The sequence below is a fragment of the Mixta sp. genome, assembly GCF_024610815.1.
In the GTDB taxonomy this organism is placed as follows: domain Bacteria; phylum Pseudomonadota; class Gammaproteobacteria; order Enterobacterales; family Enterobacteriaceae; genus Mixta; species Mixta calida.
In genome coordinates, this window is sequence record NZ_JANION010000077.1 from 13,823 (window position 1) to 33,194 (window position 19,372).

Below are 19,372 nucleotides of genomic sequence, written 5' to 3' on the forward strand. Positions count from 1 at the left end.
AACCTTCAGTTAAAGACGAACCCACCGTTTACCGGAATGAGTTGGCCGGTGACAAAGCGCGACAGGTCGCTCAGCAGCCACAGCGTGCTGCCGGTGACATCTTCCGGCAGCTGCGCGCCGCTCAACGCCCGTCCGTTTTCATACAGTTGATGCCGCTCTGCCGGCACATACTCCGTCGCTTCGACGCGCGTCAGGCCAGGCGCGATGGCGTTAATGCGGATGCGTTTTTCGCCCAGCTCACGCGCCATCGATCGCGTCATGGCGATGACGGCGCCTTTGCTGGCGACGTAGGCCATCAGGCGCGGCGCCCCCCACAGCGCGGTGTCCGACGCCACGTTGACGATGCCGGAACCGGGACGCATCAGCGGCACGGCGGCGCGCGTCACCAGCCAGGTGCCTTTGACATTGACCGTCATTACCCGATCCCAAAGCGTCGGGTCATAATCGAACATATCCTTGCCGCCGACGCCGGTCGCCAGCGCCGCGTTGTTCACCAGGCCGTCAATCGCGCCCTGTTTGCCAATGACGCGAAACGTCTGTTCGATATGCTCGCCGTCAGCCAGATCGATAGCATGATCCTCTACGCGATATCCCTGCTGACGCAGACGCTGGGCGCTTTCCGCCAGCTCGCCCTGGAGGATGTCGCACATCACCACCTGCGCGCCCTGCTCGGCGCACGCCGCGGCGAAGGCATAACCCAGTCCGCGCGCCGCGCCGGTGATCACGATGCGTTTATCCTGCAGCAGGCCGTTCATCAGGCGGCTCCCTGCTGCGCTTCACGCTGGGCGAGCTGTTCTTTCGCCGCCTTCTGCATCATGCGGCGCAGGCGCGACAGGCCGACGTCGTGCTGATAGAGGTACTCATGTTCGCGCGCGTTCGGCGCAAGATTCTCCAGCACCACGCGATCCTGCTCCAGCACCTCCCAGTGCAGTTTTTCCAGCCGGTTGCGGTAGATAAAGCGCCACATATCGCGCTGCCAGCCCTGCACGCGGCGGATGCGCCAGAAAAAGACGCGGCAGTGGTCATTGTCCTCCGGCACCACCATGCCGACGATCCAGAAGTGGCCGCCCGGCCCGAAACGTTTTTTATAGGGGATAGAAAGGCGCATCCAGTAAGCGCCGCTGGCGTCGAACTCCACCCAGTCGAAGTTGACGCCGCTCTGCCCTTTTTTCTCAAAGGTAAAGCCGGTCTGAGTCGGTTGCAGCACCATTTCCGCCTGGCGATCGCCTTCCGCCATCGAGTGCGATGAGGAGTGCAGGTAGGTGCCGTGCATCGGGTCCATTACGTTTTCCAGTGCATACTGGTAGTTGCAGTTCCAGGCGGCGGTGCAAAGAAAGTGGCTATAGCTTTCACTGTCCGCCAGCTCCTGCGGAAAGCTCAGCGGCTCGGGCGTCTGGTCGGCGGTAACGCCGAACCAGAGGAAAATCGCGCCGTGCGCCTCCTGCACGTTATAGCTGCGCACACACTGCTGCCCCACCAGCGGACAGCGATCGACTGCCGGCACGCTTTTCACTTCGCCGCTGCCGCCGACCTCCACGCCGTGATACCAGCAGGCGATGCGATCGCCGAGGTTCCAGCCCATCGACAGGCGCGCGCCGCGATGCGGACAACGATCCTCCAGCGCCTGCACCTGACCATCCTGATTGCGCCACACCACAATCTGTTCACCGAGGCGCGTGATCCCGACCGGCGCGGACTGGACTTCCCAGCTCGCCAGCACCGGATACCATAAACCGCGCAATCCTTTATCGAGATACTCTTGAACTGCCGTCGTCATCGCCTTCCCCTCAGTATCCGTTTACCTGCAAAAAGGCCCGAAAGCTCGCTTCGCTCCAGGCTTCGCCCTGCTGGTCATGCATTTTCACCGCGTTCAGGCGCTCCACCAGCGCCGGCAGCGTTTCCACGCCCTGCTCGAACAGCGTTTCCAGCTGCGCGATCAGGCTCAGCTCCCAGCTTTCCGGCGCGCGGCTGCGGGTTTGCCAAATCAGGTTTTGATAGTCGCCTGGCTTGTGGATGGTGCCGTTGCCGCCCTCTTTTGGCGGTGTGAACTGACGGCTTTCCGGCAGCGCCGGATTGAATTCCAGGGATGCGCTCATGCCACGCTCTCCTCGATAAAAGTGATTTGAATCTGATTGCCTTCGACACGTACCGGATAGCGCTGGAGATTGCGTCCGCCGGGGCCGTGCAGGCACTGGCCGGTTTTTAAATCAAATACCGCCTCGTGCAGCGGACATTCCACTTTGCCGTCTTCGACAAATCCCTGGCTCAGCAACGCGTAAGCGTGCGGACAAATATCTTCGAGGGCGTAATATTCGCCGTCGACGAGATAAATGCCGATCTCTTTACCGTCCACCCTGCCGCTGTAGGGAAAATCTTCCTGCACTTGTTCTGCGTCACACACGCCTATCCAGCTCATTGCGATCCTCCAGGCTTTTGTTTCATATATGAAACACTGTTTCTTATTTAATACGGCCAATATAAAAGCGGTGGGATTTTCGTCAAGCGGCAAGGTAGCGAAATTGTTAATTCAGTTACTTTTAGTTAACCAACTGTGGGAGCGATCACGAAAAGAAGCAACGAGAAATAAAAAAGCAGCGATCGTTTCTCTGCGGTAAAAATAAAAGACGAGAAAAGTTAGCGTTTCATCCGTGAAACTTATTTTTAAATTTCATATTAAAAACAACGAGTTTCACCGGGGAACCATTTTAGCTGCGTGATTATTAATAATGGGATAAGAACAGGAACCAGGAAATGAGATTGGGGATGGATACATTTAGCGGGAAAAAGAAAAATAGAGGCACGCTTAGCTAATGCCCTCCACATTTTTAGTGTGGACATGGATTCTGGCTATTTTGGTAATTTGACAGTCATCACACAATAAATAACGATGGCCCTGTTCAAAAACGATTAAATCGCGTCGTTCCCTGGTACGTAAATAAAAAGAATAAAGCGATGCGTAATTAAGATATTTCTGAGAAGGGTGACGACAGAAAAATGCCGCCGCGTTCAGATAACGCGGCGGCACGGGCGTTAGCCTTTATTCGCTTTCTTGACCGCCTGAACGTGCAGCATATCCAGCGCGATAGTCGCCGCCGCCAGCGAGGTGAGATCGGACTGGTCGTAGCCTGGCGCCACTTCTACCAGATCCATACCGACGATATTCAGCCCCTGCAATCCACGAATCAGCTTCAGCGCTTTGTCGGTGGTCAGGCCGCCGATAACCGGCGTGCCGGTGCCCGGCGCGTGGGCCGGATCGAGGCAGTCGATATCGAAGGTCAGGTAAACCGGCATATCGCCGACGATCTGTTTCACCTGCGCCAGAATATCGTCCACGCCGCGATCGTTAACCTGCGCCGCATCCAGCACATGATAGCCGAGATCTTTATCGAACTCGGTGCGAATGCCGATCTGCACGGAACGTTGTGGATCGATCAGGCCTTCCTGCGGCGCATGGTGGAACATGGTGCCGTGGTCGAAGGTCGGGCCGTTGGAGTAGGTATCGGTGTGCGCATCGAAATGCACCAGCGCCATTTTGCCGAAATGCTTCGCGTGCGCGCGCAGCAGCGGCAGCGTGATGTAGTGGTCGCCGCCGAAAGTCAGCATGCGTTTGCCGCTGGCCAGCAGTTTTTCCGCGTGCGCCTGCAGCTTGTCGGTCAGATCCTGAGAGTCGCCAAAGGCGTAAACCAGATCGCCGCAGTCGATGATGTTCAGACGCTCGCGCAGATCGAAGTTCCACGGCCAGCGGCAGCCTTCCCACGCCAGATTGGTAGAGATCTGACGGATAGCGCCCGGTCCCAGGCGGCTGCCTGGGCGGCCTGACGTGGCGGCGTCGAACGGAATGCCGGTGATTACCCATTCGGCGTCACTGTCGTACGGCTGGAAGTTAACCGGAAAACGCATAAAACCGAAGGCGTTTGAAACCAGTGAGTTATCGTACTGATGACCTAAGGTGTTGGTGTTATTCATAACAACTCCTTTTATGCATGGCGGCGCGGCCGACATGGCTGTTCAGATGAAAAAAATCCCCTCCGCGTCGTTAAACCCGACGAGGAAGGGATTGATGAGTCGCTCTGCTGGCGGCGATTATCGCCGCGCGGCGCGCTGGCGGCAATGTCATTTTGCGACCCTTGCCGCCGCATCGTCGTTTATTCGTCTTCTAAATAGGTGTAGCCGTAAAGGCCCGCCTCGAACTCTTCCAGGAACTGCGCGCGCAGCTCCTCGTCCAGATCGCTCTGCTTCACCTGAGAACGGAACAGATCCAGCAGCTCCTGCGGATTCAGCTGCACATACTCCAGCATGTCCGCCACCGTATCCCCTTCGTCGGAGAGCTGCACTTCCACGCTACCGTCCTGGAAGGCGTACACGTCCACCGCTTCGGTATCGCCGAACAGGTTATGCATGTTGCCCAGGATCTCCTGATAGGCGCCGACCATAAAGAAGCCGAGCATCGGCGGATTGTCCGCGTCGTACTGCGGCATCGGCATGGTGGTGGCGATGCCGTCGCCGTCGACGTAGTGGTCGATAGTGCCATCGGAATCACAGGTGATGTCCAGCAGCACCGCGCGACGCTCCGGCGGCTTGTCCAGGCCTTCCAGCGGCAGCACCGGGAAGAGCTGATCGATGCCCCACGCATCCGGCATTGACTGGAACAGCGAGAAGTTGACGTAAATCTTGTCCGCCATGCGCTCCTGTAGCTCATCGATAATCGGACGATGGGCGCGGTTGCTCGGATCGAGATGCTGCTGAATATAGTGGCAGATGCTCAGATAGAGCTGTTCCGCCCAGGCGCGCTGCGACAGATCGTAGGTGCCCTGCGAATAGCCGGTATGGATATCGTGCAGATCCATCTGGCTGTCGTGCAGCCACTCGCGCAGCGAACGGCGCGTGTTCGGTTCGTGCATCTCCTGCCAGGTTTCCCACATGCTGAGCAGCGGGCGCGGCGCATCCGCGTCGGGCTCGGTGGGCTTGCTGAACTCGTTGCGCTCCACGCCGATGATGTTGGAGACCAGCACGGTGTGGTGCGCGGTCACGGCGCGGCCCGATTCGGTGATGACCGTCGGGTGCGGCAGACCATGCTCCTCGCAGGCGTCGCCGATGGCCCAAATTACGTTGTTGGCGTATTCGTTCAGGCCGTAGTTTACCGAGCAGTCGGACTGCGAGCGGGTGCCTTCATAATCGACGCCCAGACCGCCGCCGACGTCGAAGCAGTGGATATTGACGCCCAGCTTCGCCAGCTCAACGTAGAAGCGCGCCGATTCACGCACGCCGGTGGCGATATCGCGAATATTCGCCATCTGCGAGCCGAGATGGAAATGCAGCAGTTGCAGGCTGTCGAGACGACCCGCGTTGCGCATGATCTCCACCAGCTGCAACACCTGCGACGCGGAAAGACCGAACTTCGATTTTTCGCCGCCGCTGGACTGCCATTTGCCGGAGCCCTGAGAAGCCAGACGAGCGCGGATGCCGAGACGCGGCACCACGTTCAGACGCTCCGCCTCTTCCAGCACCAGTTTCACCTCGGTCATTTTTTCAATCACCAGGTAAACCTTGTGGCCCATTTTCTCGCCGATCAGCGCCAGGCGGATATATTCACGATCTTTATAGCCGTTGCAGACGATCACCGTGCGCGTCTTGCCAGCGTGCGCCAGCACCGCCATCAGCTCCGCTTTGGATCCCGCTTCCAGGCCCAGCGGCTCGCCGGAGTTAATCAGCGATTCGATCACGCGCTTATGCTGGTTGACCTTGATCGGGTAAACCAGAAAATAGTCGCCGTTATAGCCGTAAGATTCCCGCGCGCGTTTAAAGGCGGCGTTAATGGAGCGTAAACGGTGTTGCAGGATCTGCGGGAAGCAGAACAGCGCCGGCAGACGTTGACCGTCAGCCTCGCGCTCTTTTACCAGCCGGGCGAGATCGACGCGCACATCCGGCATATCCGGGTCGGGACAGACGCTGATGTGCCCCAGTTCGTTCACGTCGTAATAGTTGTTGCCCCACCAGGCAATGTTATAGGTGCGCAGCATTCTGCTGGCATCTTGATCGCTCATAGCCACCTCCTGCATCGAGCGCAGTCCACCCTGTTCGCCTGCTGACGAACCCTTGATATTCTTTATGTCGTCAGACATCGCGAACCTCAACGTTAACCAGTGTTGCAGAATAATTAAAAACTATCGCAGTTTGGCGCTGCCAGAACAAGCCACGCTTTGGCCTGGCTGCCAGCATAAAATGCTGAACTGTCGCCTCAGCCGCCTGCTGCATAGATTCAGTGTAAAACACGTCGCCGAACTCCGTGTTGCGGGAGAAAAAAAGCACAGCACGCCCTCAGCCATGCTGAAGGCTCCCTGTCAAAACTGTAGCAAGTTAGCCTGCGCTCGTGTCGTGTTGATTACCGAAACAGAGAAAACTTCGGCAGAAGAGGCTGGCGGAGGAGCGAACGGAAAGAGTCGACCGCACGTTAGCGCAGCGGAGCGAACCGGAAGAAAGGATGAAAACCTGGTTCATTACTCGTATCACCTCCACACATGCCGGGCATGTGGAAAAAAGGCCTGAGGGTGAAAATCAGATCTGAAATCTGACGGGCCGGACGCGAGGCGCCCTTTTTTCGCTGAAAACAGCAGCCGCGTTTTATACCGCTGCGTGGGGCAAAATGCAAAAACAAATTATGTAACCTGCAATTGCCGTCAGGAAATTTTGCCGGTTGCCGATACTCAGAAAATGCTCAAGAAGAAAAAGGGCTGGCAATTCGCTTAGGGAGTAACCTAAAATAGACGTCCAGATGTTAATCCATCTAAACTGGTTAACTCCTGTACTGCTCACGGCTTTGCCTGAAGGGGCGTCGGGTCAGGCGGAGCATTTCTCCTGCACCAGGCAGTTTTCATTAAACCGTTTTAGTAAGGTAAAGAATAAAATGGCTAAACACCTTTTTACCTCCGAGTCCGTATCAGAGGGACATCCCGATAAAATCGCTGATCAGATTTCGGACGCCGTTCTTGACGCGATCCTCGCTCAGGACCCTAAAGCACGCGTCGCCTGTGAAACCTATGTAAAAACAGGCATGGTGCTGGTCGGCGGTGAAATCACCACCAGCGCCTGGGTGGATATCGAAGAGATCACTCGCCAGACCGTGCGCGACATCGGCTATGTTCACTCTGATATGGGCTTTGACGCCAACTCCTGCGCCGTACTGAGCGCCATCGGCAAGCAGTCTCCCGATATCAACCAGGGCGTTGACCGTACCGATCCGCTGGAACAGGGCGCGGGCGATCAGGGCCTGATGTTCGGCTACGCCACCAACGAAACCGACGTGCTGATGCCGGCGCCGGTCACCTACGCGCACCGTCTGGTGCAGCGTCAGTCTGAAGTGCGTAAAAACGGCGCGCTGCCGTGGCTGCGCCCGGACGCGAAAAGCCAGGTAACCTTCCAGTATGACGGCGGCAAAATCGTCGGCATCGACGCGGTGGTGCTCTCCACTCAGCATTCAGAAGAGATTTCCCAGTCCGCGCTGCAGGAAGCGGTAATGGAGGAGATCATTAAGCCGGTTCTGCCGACCGAGTGGCTGAACGCCAGCACCAAATATTTCATCAACCCGACCGGCCGTTTCGTTATCGGCGGCCCGATGGGCGACTGCGGCCTGACCGGTCGTAAGATCATTGTTGACACCTACGGCGGCATGGCGCGTCACGGCGGCGGCGCTTTCTCCGGCAAAGACCCGTCTAAAGTGGACCGTTCAGCGGCCTACGCGGCGCGCTACGTAGCGAAAAACATCGTGGCGGCGGGCCTGGCGGATCGTTGTGAGATCCAGGTTTCCTACGCCATCGGCGTGGCGGAGCCGACCTCCATCATGGTGGAAACTTTCGGCACCGAAAAAATCCCGACCGAGCAGCTGACGCTGCTGGTGCGCGAGTTCTTCGATCTGCGTCCTTACGGTCTGATTCAGATGCTGGATCTGCTGCAGCCGATCTATCGTGAAACGGCAGCCTATGGCCACTTCGGTCGTGAGCATTTCCCGTGGGAAAAAACCGACAAAGCGCAGCTGCTGCGCGACGCGGCCGGTCTGTAATACCTTTCGCTGCTCTGCTCAGAGCGGCGTAATACTCTCAAGGGGCACATTGTGCCCCTTTTTTGTCCCTCGTTTTTCGCTTTCACCAGCTACACTTTTCGTTGCCTGTGCTTACCGCTGGCATGATAACGCTTACAAATTGAAAGGCCTTATATTTCTGCCATTTAGGAATTAATCGCGGATGTATTTTGCCGGAAAATGCGTTATTTTCAGCGTCGTCTGATAGCCGGTTAACACTGGCGTGTCAGAAACTTAACAGGTGCTATACCTTACTGGTTATGTAATCTGAGCCTGGTGATAAATGCTGGTTTTCAGGGTTCCGGCGTGTGTAACCGATTACACCTCTGTGATCCGTCTCACTTTTTGCTCTGCTCAGGTTTCTTAACATCGATAACTACAATGAGAGATACTATTCGGAGGCACTATGCCTGGTAATACCCACAAAAGCAGAACCTCAAATAAGGTCATGACCTTATTTGTCTGCTTTCTTGCAGCCCTTGCCGGTCTGCTGTTTGGTCTGGATATCGGCGTTATCGCCGGCGCCCTGCCCTTTATCGCTAAGGATTTTAACGTCACCAGCCATCAACAGGAGTGGATTGTCAGCTCCATGATGTTTGGCGCCGCGATTGGCGCGATCGGCAGCGGTTGGATGTCCTCCCGTCTTGGCCGTAAAAAGAGCCTGATGGCTGGCGCGGTCCTGTTTGTTATCGGGTCGCTCTGGTCGGCGATGGCGCCGAACCCGGAAATGCTGATCGCCGCGCGCGTGGTGCTTGGCCTGGCCGTAGGCGTCGCCTCCTATACCGCGCCGCTTTACCTGTCTGAAATCGCGCCGGAAAAAATTCGCGGCAGCATGATTTCGCTTTATCAGCTGATGATCACCATCGGTATTCTGGGCGCCTATCTCTCCGATACCGCGTTCAGCTACACCGGCAACTGGCGCTGGATGCTGGGCGTCATCACCCTCCCGGCGGTGCTGCTGCTGGTCGGCGTCTTTTTCCTGCCCAACAGCCCGCGCTGGCTGGCGGCGAAGGGCCATTTCCGCGACGCGCAGCGCGTGCTGGATCGCCTGCGTGACACCAGCGAGCAGGCGAAACGCGAGCTGGATGAAATTCGCGAGAGCCTGAAGATCAAACAGTCCGGTTGGAGCCTGTTCCGCAGCAACAGCAACTTCCGTCGCGCGGTGTTCCTCGGCATTCTGCTACAGGTGATGCAGCAGTTCACCGGTATGAACGTCATTATGTACTACGCGCCGAAAATCTTTGAAATCGCTGGCTTCAGCGACACCAAAGAGCAGATGTGGGGCACGGTGATTGTCGGCCTGATCAACGTACTGGCGACCTTTATCGCGATCGGTCTGGTGGATCGCTGGGGCCGTAAGCCGACCCTGACGCTGGGCTTCCTGGTGATGGCGGCCGGTATGGGCGTACTGGGCACCATGCTGCACATCGGCATCGAATCGCAGGGCGCGCAGTATTTCGCTATCGCCATGCTGCTGATGTTTATCATCGGCTTCGCCATGAGCGCCGGTCCGCTGATTTGGGTGCTGTGCTCTGAAATTCAGCCGCTGAAAGGCCGCGATTTCGGTATTACCGTCTCTACCACCACCAACTGGATCGCCAACATGATTGTCGGCGCGACCTTCCTGACGATGCTGAACACGCTGGGCAACGCCAACACCTTCTGGGTATACGCGGGCCTGAATATTCTGTTCATCATCCTTACCGTGATGCTGATCCCGGAGACGAAAAACGTCTCGCTGGAGCACATCGAGCGTAACCTGATGTCAGGCAAGAAACTGCGCGATATCGGTTCGCACGACTGATAACCACGCGTTGCATCAGAGGGGCCGCATGCTGCGGCCCCTTTTTTTTCGCCCCGTTAACGCCCATTGTTTTCCCGCGTGCCGCGCCGTATGCTTGCGCCTTATGAAACCTGTCCGACTTCCTATCGCCTTGCAGCAGGCCATCATGCGCTCGCTGCGTGACAAGCTGCAACAGGCCAATCAGCGCCTCGGCAGCGACTATCCTGAGCCTGGGCTGAACTGGCAGCAGCGCGGCACTGCTGCGGGCACCGCCTGGCTGCAAAGCTGGGAGATTCGCCTGAATCCGGTGCTGCTGCTGGAAAACCAGCAGGCATTTATTGATGAAGTGGTGCCGCATGAGCTGGCGCACCTGCTGGTCTGGCGTCGCTTCGGCCGTGTGGCGCCGCACGGCAAAGAGTGGAAATGGATGATGGAGACCATTCTGGAGGTGCCGGCGCGCCGCACCCATCAGTTTGAGGTCGCGTCGGTACAGGGGAAAACGTTTCCCTGGCGCTGCCGCTGTCAGCAGCATCATCTGACCGTGCGCCGCCATAACCGCGTATTGCGCGGCGAAACGGAATATCGCTGCGTTCGCTGCGGCGAGCGGTTGCAGCCTGGCGACTATCAGCCCGCCGCCGATTAATTCTCCGCCGCGTTTTCCCCGCGCGGCCCGTTTAAAGACGCATGGCGCTTGCTTTCCGTGACGCTTTCCCATTCCGACAAACGGCGCAATCTGGTACGCTGCGCGCTCTTTTTCATCAGCTGCAAAAATGGAATATGTCTCGCAAATTTCTCTTTACCGTTGCGTTTACCGCGCTGATCGCCCCGCTGGCCGCCCACAGCCTGAGCGGTCAAACTTATCATCAGAATAACTTTCAGCAGGCGAAGAAGGTATCCGCTGAAATCAACGTCGATGCGCCGGGCACGTTTTACTGCGGCTGTAAAATCAACTGGCAGGGAAAAAAAGGGTTGCCCGAGCTCGCCTCCTGCGGCTATCAGGTACGTAAAAACGCCAACCGCGCCAGCCGTATTGAATGGGAGCATGTGGTGCCCGCCTGGCAGTTCGGCCATCAGCGCCAGTGCTGGCAGGATGGCGGTCGTAAAAACTGCGCCAAAGATGAGGGCTATCGCCAGATCGAATCTGATCTGCATAACCTGCAGCCCGCTATCGGCGAAGTGAACGGCGATCGCGGCAACTTTCTCTACAGCCAGTGGAACGGCAGCGAGCGCCAGTATGGCCAGTGCGAAATGAAAATCGACTTCAAAAACAAGCTGGCGGAGCCGCCTGCCCGCGCGCGGGGCATTATCGCCCGCACCTACTTCTATATGCGCGATCGCTACCAGCTGCGCCTGTCGCGCCAGCAAACGCAGCTGTTTGAAGTGTGGGATAAGCAGTATCCAGTCAGCGACTGGGAGTGTAAACGGGACAGCCGCATCGCCAGCATTCAGGGTAATCACAACCCGTATGTCGCGCGCGCTTGCCAGCGCTAAAAGCGCTGCCCTACACTAAAAACCACCGCGCAGCGGGCGCATTATCCGACGCGTCCGTTACGCCGAATCGCTTACGCCGCGCGGCTGCGCGGCCTGTTATTATCAGGAACGACATGCGTATACCCCGCATTTACCACCCGGAAACCTTAACGGTCGGCGCTGATATCGCCCTTAGCGAAGATGCCGCTGGCCACGTCGGCCGCGTGCTGCGCATGAGCAGCGGCCAGGCGCTGGAGCTGTTCGATGGCAGTAATCTGGTTTTTGACGCCGAAATTCTGCGCGTCGATAAGCGCAGCGTAACGGTAAAAATCATGCAGAGCCGCGCGGAGAGCCGCGAATCCCCGCTTCATCTGCACCTGGGTCAGGTGATGTCGCGCGGCGAAAAAATGGAATTCACCATCCAGAAATCGATCGAACTGGGTGTAAATGTGATTACCCCCTTGTTTTCTGAACGCTGTGGCGTAAAGCTGGACGCCGAAAGACAGGCGAAAAAGATTCAGCAATGGCGCAAAATCGCCATTGCTGCCTGCGAACAGTGCGGCCGCAACAGCGTGCCGGAGATACGCGAGGCGATGACGCTGGAAGCCTGGTGCGCGGAACAGGAGAACGGCCTGAAGCTAAATCTCCATCCGCGCGCGCAGCACAGCATCAATACGCTGCCGCAGCCGGTTGAGCGGGTGCGCCTGCTGATCGGCCCGGAGGGCGGCCTGTCCGCCGACGAGATCGCGATGACCGGACGCCATGGTTTTACCGATATCCTGCTGGGACCGCGCGTATTGCGTACGGAAACCACCGCGCTGACCGCCATTACAGCGCTTCAGGTGAGATTTGGCGATCTGGGTTAAGCTAAACAGGCGGCCCATTGCGTTAAGCCTGTAAACCGAATTTATGCCAACCTGCGGCAAGCGGCATACCGACCGCCCGATCGAGGAGAACAGAATGATTAAGCTTGGCATCGTCATGGACCCTATTACGACGATCAACATTAAAAAAGACTCCAGCTTTGCAATGCTGCTGGAAGCACAGCGCCGCGGTTATGAAATTCACTATATGGAGATGAACGATCTCTATTTGCGCGGCGGCGTAGCCTATGGCCGCACCCGCACGCTGAGCGTCGAGCAGAACTACGACAAATGGTTTACGTTCGGCAGCGAGCAGGATATTCCGCTCTCCGATCTGAACGTGATTCTGATGCGCAAAGATCCGCCTTTCGACACAGAATTTATTTACGCAACCTATATGCTGGAGCGTGCGGAAGAACAGGGCGTGCTGATCGTCAACAAACCGCAGAGCCTGCGCGACTGTAACGAAAAGCTGTTCACCGCCTGGTTCGCTGAACTGACGCCCGATACGCTGGTGACGCGCAACGCGAAACGCATTCGTGATTTCTGGAGCCAGCACGGCGATATTATTCTGAAACCGCTGGACGGCATGGGCGGCTCCTCTATCTTCCGCGTGAAGCAGGACGATCCGAACGTGGGAGTAATTATCGAAACCCTGACCAATCACGGCAGCTTCTTCTGCATGGCGCAGAACTATCTGCCGGCGATTAAAGAGGGCGATAAGCGCGTGCTGGTAGTGGACGGCGAGCCGGTGCCTTATTGCCTGGCGCGTATTCCGCAATCAGGCGAGACGCGCGGCAACCTGGCCGCCGGCGGCCGCGGCGAAGCGCGCCCTCTGAGCGAAAGCGACTGGGAAATCGCGCGCCGCGTTGGACCGACGCTGAAAGAGAAAGGACTGATTTTCGTTGGGCTGGATATCATTGGCGACAAGCTGACTGAAATCAACGTCACCAGCCCGACCTGCATTCGTGAAATTGAAGCCGCCTTCCCGGTCTCCATCACCGGTATGTTGATGGATGCGATCGAGAAGCGCCTGGCGTGACGCTGAACGGGGCTGCGGCCCCGTCTTAACCCGTTAATTGTCTCTTCGGTGATACGCCGTTAGCTTTTAACCCGTATTCAGAACGAGTGAGAATGAATTTACAGCACCATTTTTTGATTGCGATGCCCGCTCTCCTGGACCCGTTCTTTAAACGTTCGGTGGTTTACGTCTGTGAGCATAATCAGGACGGCGCCATGGGGATTATCATCAACAAGCCGATGGAAAACCTGACGGTTGAAAGCATTCTGACCAAGCTGAAAATCGCGCCCTCGCCGCGCGACCCGCAGATCAAGCTGGATAAGCCCGTCTTTTCCGGCGGCCCGCTGGCGGAAGATCGCGGCTTTATTCTGCATTCCGCCCAGCGCACTTTCGCATCGAGCATCCGCATCTCCGATAACACGGTGATTACCACCTCGCGCGACGTACTGGAATCGCTTGGCACCGCAGAGCAGCCGGAGCATGTGCTGGTTGCCCTGGGCTACTGCGCGTGGGAGAAGGATCAGCTGGAAGGCGAGCTGCTGGAAAACGCCTGGCTCACTACCCCGGCTGACAGCAATATTCTGTTCCATACGCCGATAGCCGAGCGCTGGCGCGAAGCGGCGAAAAGCATCGGCGTCGATATCCATAACATCACCAGCGAGGCTGGCCACGCCTGATGAGCAGCATGACCCTTCTGGCGTTTGATTTTGGCACCAAGAGCATCGGCGTCGCCGTCGGCCAGCAGCTTACCGGCACCGCACGTCCGCTGAACGCGCTGAAAGCGCAGGACGGCGTCCCCAATTGGGAGCAGATTGAGCGCCTGCTGAAAGAGTGGCAGCCCGACCGCGTGATTGTCGGGCTGCCGTTAAATATGGACGGCACCGAACAGCCGCTGACCGCCAGAGCGCGCAAGTTCGCCAATCGCCTGCATGGCCGTTTCGGCGTGCAGGTTGATTTGCACGACGAGCGTCTCAGCACCGTGGAGGCGCGCGCCGATCTTTTCTCGCGCGGCGGCTATAAGGCGTTGACCAAGGGCAGCGTCGATTCGCTGTCGGCGGTGATTATTCTGGAAAGCTGGTTTGAGAATCTGACGGCGTAGCGATCAGCCCCTGCCGCTCTCGCTGCCGCAGGCTCTGTTCAAACGTCTGCATGCCTGACTGCATGCCGGTTTGCAGCAGTCCGCCGATCTGATGCGTTTTTCCTTCGCGTATCAGGCTGGCAACGGCGGGCGTATTGATCAGCACTTCATACAGGCCGATGCGCCCTGCCTCTTTAGCCGCCGTCAGCCGCTGGGCGATAATCGCCTTCAGACTGCCCGCCAGTTGGCTACGCACCAAATTCTTCTGCTCGGCTGGAAAGACGTCGATCAGGCGATCCACCGCTTGCGCCGCGCCGCGCGTATGCAGCGTCGCCAGTACCAGATGACCGGTTTCCGCCGCCGTTAACGCCAGCGAGATAGTGTCGAGATCGCGCAGCTCCCCCAACAGAATCACATCGGGATCTTCCCGCAGCGCCGCGCGCAGCCCCTGCTGAAAGCTGCTGCAATGCAGGCCGATCTGCCGCTGCTGGATTAACGCGCGACGGCTGACATGAATAAACTCCACCGGATCTTCCAGCGTGATGATATGGCGCGCCTGGTGCTGATTCAGCTCATCGACCATCGAAGCCAGCGTGGTCGATTTGCCGCTGCCGGTCGCGCCGGTAATCAGGATCAGACCATCCTGCTGCGCCAGCAGCGGCGGCACGCTGGCGGGCAGCCGCAGATCCTCCAGCGACGGGCACTTATCAGCGATAAGACGCAGCGCCAGCGACATGCCCATCCGCTGCCGGAACAGATTGGCGCGCAGCCGCTGGCCGCCAGAGGTCATCGCGAAATCGATATGGCCATCGGCGGCGAGGCAGCGCTGCTGCGGCGCGTCCAGCCAGCGCTGCGCCAGCGCTTCAAGCTGCGCCGACGCTATGGGCGGGAAATCGGACATCGGCTCCAGCACCCCGTGACGGCGCCAGTGCGGCAAATGTCCGCTACAAAGGTGCAGATCGGCCGCATTATGCTTTACACTAAGGGCCACGATTTCCTCCACATCCATGACATTCTCCTGACTATGACTTCTATTCAGCACAACTTACAGCAAGTTCGTCAGCGCATCGCGGCGGCGGCGGCGAGTTGCGGCCGCGATCCGCAAGAAATTACGCTGCTTGCCGTCAGTAAAACCAAACCTGCGAGCGATGTCGCAGAAGCGCTGGCGGCGGGACAGCGCGCCTTCGGCGAGAACTACGTCCAGGAAGGGGTGGATAAGATCGCGGCGTTGGGCGACGCCCTGTCGCCGGAATGGCACTTTATCGGGCCGCTCCAGTCGAACAAAAGCCGTCTGGTGGCCGAACATTTCGCTTGGTGCCATACCATCGACAGGCTGCGCATCGCGACGCGCCTGAACGATCAGCGCCCTGCCCATCTGCCGCCGCTGAATGTGTTAATTCAGATAAACATCAGTGACGAAAACAGCAAATCTGGCATTATGCTGGAGGCGCTGCCGGAGCTGGCGCAGGCGGTGGCGGCGTTGCCGCGTCTGCGGCTGCGTGGACTGATGGCGATTCCGGTGCCGGAAAAAAGCTATGAGCGTCAGCTTGCGGTTTGTCAGCGCATGGCGGACGCGCTGGCGTCGTTGAAAAAGCATTACCCATCCGTCGATACACTTTCTCTGGGAATGAGCGACGATATGGAAGCCGCTATCGCGGCAGGCAGTACCATGGTCCGTATCGGCACCGCCATTTTCGGCGCGCGCGATTACGGCGCCACCACCCACAACAATAATTGAGGAACCTCATGCTGACGTTGACTTTTTTGGTATCGACGCTGCTTAACCTGTATGTAAAAGTGCTGCTGCTGCGCATCTGGATGCAGTGGGCGAGATGCGATTTCTACAACCCGTTTTCCCAGTTCGTGGTCAAAATCACCCAGCCGGTGGTGAAGCCGCTGCGCCGCGTGATCCCCTCTATCGGGCCGCTGGATACCGCCTCGCTGCTGCTGGCCTGGGTGCTGAGCGTGCTGATGTTCACGCTGGTCTTTGCGCTGCAAAGCCGCATTTTCCTGTTCGATCCGATCTTCCTCTATTTCGGTCTGGTGTCGCTGGTGAAAGCAGCGGGCGTGCTGGTGTTCTGGGTAATTATCGTGCGCTCGCTGATGAGCTGGATAAGCCAGGGCCGCAACCCGGTGGACTACGTGCTGATTCAGCTGACCGAGCCGCTGATGGCGCCGGTGCGTCGTTTCCTGCCGGCGATGGGCGGCATCGACTTCTCCGCAATGGTGGTGATTCTGATCCTCTATATGCTGAACTTCCTGGGCATGGATTTCATTCCCGGCTGGGCGCAGCTGTAATTGTTTTTCGTAGTAAACGTTTCTGGAACTGATATGCAAAAAGTTGTCCTCGCCACCGGTAACCCCGGCAAAGTGCGTGAAATGGCCGATCTGCTGGCTGATTTCGGGCTGGATATTGTGGCGCAAACCGAGCTGGGCGTGGTCTCCGCCGAAGAGACCGGCCTGACCTTTATTGAAAACGCCATTCTGAAGGCGCGCCATGCCGCCGGGATCACCGGCCTTCCCGCTATCGCCGATGATTCCGGGCTGGCGGTGGATGCGCTCGGCGGCGCGCCGGGCATTTATTCCGCCCGCTACGCCGGCGAGGAGGCCAGCGACGACGAGAACCTGCAAAAGCTGTTGGAAGCGATGCAGGATGTCGCGGATGGCCAGCGCCAGGCACAGTTCCACTGCGTGCTGGTTTATCTGCGCCATGCCGCCGACCCGACGCCGCTGGTATGCCACGGCAGCTGGGGCGGCGAGATCGCACGCGCGCCTGCGGGCAAAGGCGGCTTCGGCTACGATCCGGTGTTCTTCGTGCCGTCGCTGGGCAAAACCGCCGCCGAGCTGAGCAAAGCGGAGAAACAGGCCGTTTCCCATCGCGGCAAAGCGCTGGCGCTGCTGCTGGAAGCGATGCGCAATGGCTAATCTTCCGCCGCTCAGCCTCTATATCCATATTCCGTGGTGCGTGCAGAAATGCCCCTACTGCGATTTCAATTCGCACGCGTTAAAAGGTGAGGTGCCGCACGAAGAGTATGTTGCGCACCTGCTGGCCGATCTGGATCGCGATCTGCCGCTGACCAGCGGACGGGAAGTCGCCACGATTTTTATCGGCGGCGGCACGCCCAGCCTGCTGAGCAGCCGCGCGATGCATCAGCTGCTGGACGGCGTGCGCGCGCGTCTGCCGTTGGCGGCCGGGGCAGAAATCACCATGGAGGCCAACCCCGGCACGGTGGAGGCCGATCGCTTCAGCGCCTATCAGGCAGCGGGCGTAAATCGCATCTCTATCGGCGTGCAGAGCTTCAGTCCGCTGAAGCTCCAGCGTCTTGGGCGCATTCACGGCCCGGAAGAGGCGAAGCGCGCCGCGCACCTGGCCGCCGGGCTAGGCCTGCGCAGCTTTAACCTCGATCTGATGCACGGCCTGCCTGACCAGTCGCTGACCGAGGCGCTGGACGACCTGCGCCAGGCGATTGCGCTCAATCCGCCGCATCTCTCCTGGTATCAGCTAACCATCGAACCGAATACGCTGTTCGCGTCGCGCCCGCCGGTGCTGCCGGATGACGACGCGCTGTGGGATATTTTCGAGCAGGGCCACCAGCTGCTGACCGCCGCCGGCTATCAGCAGTATGAGACCTCCGCCTACGCGAAGCCCGGCTATCGCTGCGAGCATAATCTGAACTACTGGCGCTTCGGCGACTATCTCGGCATTGGCTGCGGCGCGCACGGCAAGCTGACCCAGCCGGACGGACGCATCGTCCGCACGGTGAAAACGCGCCATCCGCGCGGCTTTATGGCGGGCGACTATCTGGACAGGCAGTATGAAGTGGCGGACGAGGAGAAACCATTCGAGTTCTTTATGAACCGCTTCCGCCTGCTGGAACCCGCGCCGAGAAGCGACTTCAGCCGCTATACCGGCCTGGATGAGGCACTGATTCGCCCGCAGATCGATACGGCGCTGGCGAAAGGCTATCTGACAGAGACGGCGGAAACCTGGCAGGTGACCGAAAAAGGAAAGCTGTTTTTAAACTCGCTGCTGGAGCTGTTCCTGGCGGAGTAATCCCTTAGATTAAAAAAGCGCACTGCCGTCGACGGTTTTATTTAAGCTGATGTCGTGCGCTTTCTTTTCTCCATAAACCAGAATGGCTATTAATTAAAGCACGGGCGAGTATTATTGATTCCGGTAAGACATTACGTTAATCACTCAACGCTTTATTACGGCTTAATGCATTGATTGCTTTTACGTTATCTCCCTCCTTACGTCATTCTATCCCTGTTAATAAATGATTGTGTAAAATGCTATGGCGTTCAACCGCCTCCGACGACATGCTAAATATCTCTCCCTGTTAAAAAGCTGCTGGCGGCTCAAAGGGATATTGGACTAAATAACAGGAGGTTATTTCTTGGCATACACGATTTTTATCCAGAGAAAATGGCAGACGGCTTTATCCACAATTAGCGAATTCAACATCCCCGGAACGGAAATTAAAGGCTACTTCCTGGAATGTCCGGGACCCGATACCGAAACGCCAAATTTAAACAAAAGAATTCCAGAAGGCCATTACAGTCTTGTTTGGCATGCCAGTAATAAATTTGCTGTTCATAACCCTGTACCAAAACTATTTAATGCTAAGGTGCCATCAAGCAGAGCGATACTTATTCATCCAGGCAATACGCCTGGAGACACTCAGGGATGCCTTCTGCCGGGAACAGAACGGCTAATCGACAAAGTCACAAACAGCGTTATCATGTATAAAAAAATAAAAAACATTCTAAAAAAAGAAGGCATATCTAAATTTAATATCACTATCACCTCTTGCTATGTGGATGGAAGCAGATGAACAGTAAGCCCGGTTTAATGTCATTATTCATTTTAATAGTGAGTTTGTTATCCTTTAGCTATCAGGCGCAGGCTGTTACGGCTTTGAAGGGGGGCACTCTCCAGGCGTACTGGAAAGCAGAGTGGAACGATGAGGCTACAATAAATACTCCGCAATTAGGCTTCCGGTATTTCCCTAACGAGTCCGCACTGGAAAAAGTGAAAGTAATAGACATTTTCATGGATGGCAGCGATGAAAATAAAATAATC

Annotated in this window: 20 protein-coding genes and 1 pseudogene; 14 read left to right on the forward strand and 7 right to left on the reverse strand. The window is 57.5% G+C overall.

The genetic code is table 11. From position 1 onward, the window contains the following. Positions 1-5: 5 nt before the first annotated feature. The 6 genes from MYY08_RS04765 to speA form a co-directional block, all read right to left on the reverse strand. Entirely contained in the window at positions 6-755 is a 750-nt protein-coding gene (locus MYY08_RS04765; RefSeq protein WP_038624255.1) for an SDR family oxidoreductase, read from the reverse strand. After that, positions 755-1,777, reverse strand: a complete 1,023-nt coding sequence (locus MYY08_RS04770; protein ID WP_288013549.1) for a Rieske 2Fe-2S domain-containing protein — start codon at positions 1,775-1,777, stop codon at positions 755-757. The genes MYY08_RS04765 and MYY08_RS04770 overlap by 1 nt, the downstream gene beginning before the upstream one ends. Before the next feature lie 10 nt (positions 1,778-1,787). Beyond that, positions 1,788-2,096 carry a recombinase-like helix-turn-helix domain-containing protein gene (locus MYY08_RS04775; RefSeq protein ID WP_190296186.1) on the reverse strand — a complete coding sequence of 103 codons (309 nt, stop codon included), beginning with the start codon at positions 2,094-2,096 and terminating at the stop codon, positions 1,788-1,790. After that, a complete protein-coding gene (locus tag MYY08_RS04780; RefSeq protein WP_038624250.1) occupies positions 2,093-2,416 on the reverse strand; it encodes a Rieske (2Fe-2S) protein in 324 nt (107 codons plus the stop codon). The genes MYY08_RS04775 and MYY08_RS04780 overlap by 4 nt, the downstream gene beginning before the upstream one ends. 614 nt (positions 2,417-3,030) lie before the next feature. After that, the gene (gene speB / locus MYY08_RS04785) at positions 3,031-3,966 is read right to left on the reverse strand and encodes an agmatinase (RefSeq protein WP_288013554.1); all 936 of its coding nucleotides are present in this window, start codon (positions 3,964-3,966) and stop codon (positions 3,031-3,033) included. Positions 3,967-4,145: 179 nt separating this feature from the next. Then, the gene (speA, locus tag MYY08_RS04790) at positions 4,146-6,122 is read right to left on the reverse strand and encodes a biosynthetic arginine decarboxylase (RefSeq protein ID WP_038624246.1); all 1,977 of its coding nucleotides are present in this window, start codon (positions 6,120-6,122) and stop codon (positions 4,146-4,148) included. Positions 6,123-6,904: 782 nt separating this feature from the next. Here speA and metK point away from each other — a divergent pair. The 8 genes from metK to ruvX all read left to right on the forward strand — a co-directional run bounded on the left by metK (position 6,905) and on the right by ruvX (position 14,310). Continuing rightward, complete coding sequence (gene metK / locus MYY08_RS04795; protein ID WP_038624242.1) at positions 6,905-8,056, forward strand: methionine adenosyltransferase; 1,152 nt, start codon at positions 6,905-6,907, stop codon at positions 8,054-8,056. 424 nt (positions 8,057-8,480) lie between these two features. Continuing rightward, positions 8,481-9,878: a sugar porter family MFS transporter gene (locus MYY08_RS04800; RefSeq protein ID WP_071883656.1), complete on the forward strand. Its 1,398-nt coding sequence runs from the start codon at positions 8,481-8,483 to the stop codon at positions 9,876-9,878. A gap of 103 nt (positions 9,879-9,981) precedes the next feature. Beyond that, complete coding sequence (locus MYY08_RS04805) at positions 9,982-10,500, forward strand: SprT family zinc-dependent metalloprotease (RefSeq protein WP_038624238.1); 519 nt, start codon at positions 9,982-9,984, stop codon at positions 10,498-10,500. A 134-nt stretch (positions 10,501-10,634) separates the two neighbouring features. Continuing rightward, positions 10,635-11,348, forward strand: coding sequence for a deoxyribonuclease I (gene endA / locus MYY08_RS04810; protein ID WP_288013559.1), 714 nt, complete (start codon positions 10,635-10,637; stop codon positions 11,346-11,348). 113 nt (positions 11,349-11,461) lie between these two features. Further along, positions 11,462-12,193 (forward strand): 16S rRNA (uracil(1498)-N(3))-methyltransferase, encoded by a 732-nt coding sequence (gene rsmE / locus MYY08_RS04815; RefSeq protein WP_038624234.1) that lies wholly within the window; start codon positions 11,462-11,464, stop codon positions 12,191-12,193. Between the two features lie 94 nt (positions 12,194-12,287). Beyond that, on the forward strand, positions 12,288-13,232 hold the full coding sequence (gshB, locus tag MYY08_RS04820) for a glutathione synthase (RefSeq protein WP_038624227.1): 945 nt from the start codon (positions 12,288-12,290) through the stop codon (positions 13,230-13,232). 92 nt (positions 13,233-13,324) lie between these two features. Beyond that, positions 13,325-13,888, forward strand: coding sequence for a YqgE/AlgH family protein (locus tag MYY08_RS04825; RefSeq protein ID WP_038624225.1), 564 nt, complete (start codon positions 13,325-13,327; stop codon positions 13,886-13,888). Continuing rightward, positions 13,888-14,310: a Holliday junction resolvase RuvX gene (gene ruvX, locus MYY08_RS04830; RefSeq protein WP_174705322.1), complete on the forward strand. Its 423-nt coding sequence runs from the start codon at positions 13,888-13,890 to the stop codon at positions 14,308-14,310. Before MYY08_RS04825 ends, ruvX begins: the two co-directional genes overlap by 1 nt. Here ruvX and MYY08_RS04835 read toward each other — a convergent pair. Continuing rightward, on the reverse strand, positions 14,273-15,298 hold the full coding sequence (locus MYY08_RS04835; protein ID WP_038624219.1) for a type IV pilus twitching motility protein PilT: 1,026 nt from the start codon (positions 15,296-15,298) through the stop codon (positions 14,273-14,275). The two genes, ruvX and MYY08_RS04835, sit on opposite strands and share 38 nt — an antisense overlap. 15 nt (positions 15,299-15,313) lie before the next feature. On the opposite strand from MYY08_RS04835, the gene MYY08_RS04840 reads away from it, so the two are divergent. From MYY08_RS04840 to MYY08_RS04865, 6 genes and pseudogenes are all read left to right on the forward strand, one after another. Further along, the gene (locus tag MYY08_RS04840; protein WP_288013566.1) at positions 15,314-16,027 is read left to right on the forward strand and encodes a YggS family pyridoxal phosphate-dependent enzyme; all 714 of its coding nucleotides are present in this window, start codon (positions 15,314-15,316) and stop codon (positions 16,025-16,027) included. 8 nt (positions 16,028-16,035) lie between these two features. Further along, positions 16,036-16,587, forward strand: coding sequence for a YggT family protein (locus tag MYY08_RS04845; RefSeq protein ID WP_038624217.1), 552 nt, complete (start codon positions 16,036-16,038; stop codon positions 16,585-16,587). A 33-nt stretch (positions 16,588-16,620) separates the two neighbouring features. Further along, positions 16,621-17,214 (forward strand): RdgB/HAM1 family non-canonical purine NTP pyrophosphatase, encoded by a 594-nt coding sequence (gene rdgB, locus MYY08_RS04850; RefSeq protein WP_038624216.1) that lies wholly within the window; start codon positions 16,621-16,623, stop codon positions 17,212-17,214. Beyond that, positions 17,207-18,343, forward strand: coding sequence for a radical SAM family heme chaperone HemW (hemW, locus tag MYY08_RS04855; protein WP_038624215.1), 1,137 nt, complete (start codon positions 17,207-17,209; stop codon positions 18,341-18,343). Before rdgB ends, hemW begins: the two co-directional genes overlap by 8 nt. 343 nt (positions 18,344-18,686) lie before the next feature. Continuing rightward, the gene (locus MYY08_RS04860; protein WP_190296190.1) at positions 18,687-19,124 is read left to right on the forward strand and encodes a DUF5675 family protein; all 438 of its coding nucleotides are present in this window, start codon (positions 18,687-18,689) and stop codon (positions 19,122-19,124) included. Beyond that, positions 19,121-19,372 (forward strand): annotated as a pseudogene (locus MYY08_RS04865) (hypothetical protein); the annotation flags it as partial. The gene MYY08_RS04860 and the pseudogene MYY08_RS04865, both read left to right, overlap by 4 nt.

What these genes read in the sequence shown, in the direction of transcription:
- MYY08_RS04765 (WP_038624255.1), bottom strand. Translation starts at nt 755, where the DNA reads ATGAACGGCCTGCTGCAGGATAAACGCATCGTGATCACCGGCGCGGCG.
- MYY08_RS04775 (WP_190296186.1), bottom strand. Translation starts at nt 2,096, where the DNA reads ATGAGCGCATCCCTGGAATTCAATCCGGCGCTGCCGGAAAGCCGTCAG.
- MYY08_RS04780 (WP_038624250.1), bottom strand. Translation starts at nt 2,416, where the DNA reads ATGAGCTGGATAGGCGTGTGTGACGCAGAACAAGTGCAGGAAGATTTT.
- MYY08_RS04805 (WP_038624238.1), top strand. Translation starts at nt 9,982, where the DNA reads ATGAAACCTGTCCGACTTCCTATCGCCTTGCAGCAGGCCATCATGCGC.
- metK (WP_038624242.1), top strand. Translation starts at nt 6,905, where the DNA reads ATGGCTAAACACCTTTTTACCTCCGAGTCCGTATCAGAGGGACATCCC.
- endA (WP_288013559.1), top strand. Translation starts at nt 10,635, where the DNA reads ATGTCTCGCAAATTTCTCTTTACCGTTGCGTTTACCGCGCTGATCGCC.
- speB (WP_288013554.1), bottom strand. Translation starts at nt 3,966, where the DNA reads ATGAATAACACCAACACCTTAGGTCATCAGTACGATAACTCACTGGTT.
- ruvX (WP_174705322.1), top strand. Translation starts at nt 13,888, where the DNA reads ATGAGCAGCATGACCCTTCTGGCGTTTGATTTTGGCACCAAGAGCATC.
- MYY08_RS04840 (WP_288013566.1), top strand. Translation starts at nt 15,314, where the DNA reads ATGACTTCTATTCAGCACAACTTACAGCAAGTTCGTCAGCGCATCGCG.
- MYY08_RS04845 (WP_038624217.1), top strand. Translation starts at nt 16,036, where the DNA reads ATGCTGACGTTGACTTTTTTGGTATCGACGCTGCTTAACCTGTATGTA.
- MYY08_RS04800 (WP_071883656.1), top strand. Translation starts at nt 8,481, where the DNA reads ATGCCTGGTAATACCCACAAAAGCAGAACCTCAAATAAGGTCATGACC.
- hemW (WP_038624215.1), top strand. Translation starts at nt 17,207, where the DNA reads ATGGCTAATCTTCCGCCGCTCAGCCTCTATATCCATATTCCGTGGTGC.
- MYY08_RS04770 (WP_288013549.1), bottom strand. Translation starts at nt 1,777, where the DNA reads ATGACGACGGCAGTTCAAGAGTATCTCGATAAAGGATTGCGCGGTTTA.
- gshB (WP_038624227.1), top strand. Translation starts at nt 12,288, where the DNA reads ATGATTAAGCTTGGCATCGTCATGGACCCTATTACGACGATCAACATT.
- rdgB (WP_038624216.1), top strand. Translation starts at nt 16,621, where the DNA reads ATGCAAAAAGTTGTCCTCGCCACCGGTAACCCCGGCAAAGTGCGTGAA.
- MYY08_RS04835 (WP_038624219.1), bottom strand. Translation starts at nt 15,298, where the DNA reads ATGGATGTGGAGGAAATCGTGGCCCTTAGTGTAAAGCATAATGCGGCC.
- speA (WP_038624246.1), bottom strand. Translation starts at nt 6,122, where the DNA reads ATGTCTGACGACATAAAGAATATCAAGGGTTCGTCAGCAGGCGAACAG.
- rsmE (WP_038624234.1), top strand. Translation starts at nt 11,462, where the DNA reads ATGCGTATACCCCGCATTTACCACCCGGAAACCTTAACGGTCGGCGCT.
- MYY08_RS04825 (WP_038624225.1), top strand. Translation starts at nt 13,325, where the DNA reads ATGAATTTACAGCACCATTTTTTGATTGCGATGCCCGCTCTCCTGGAC.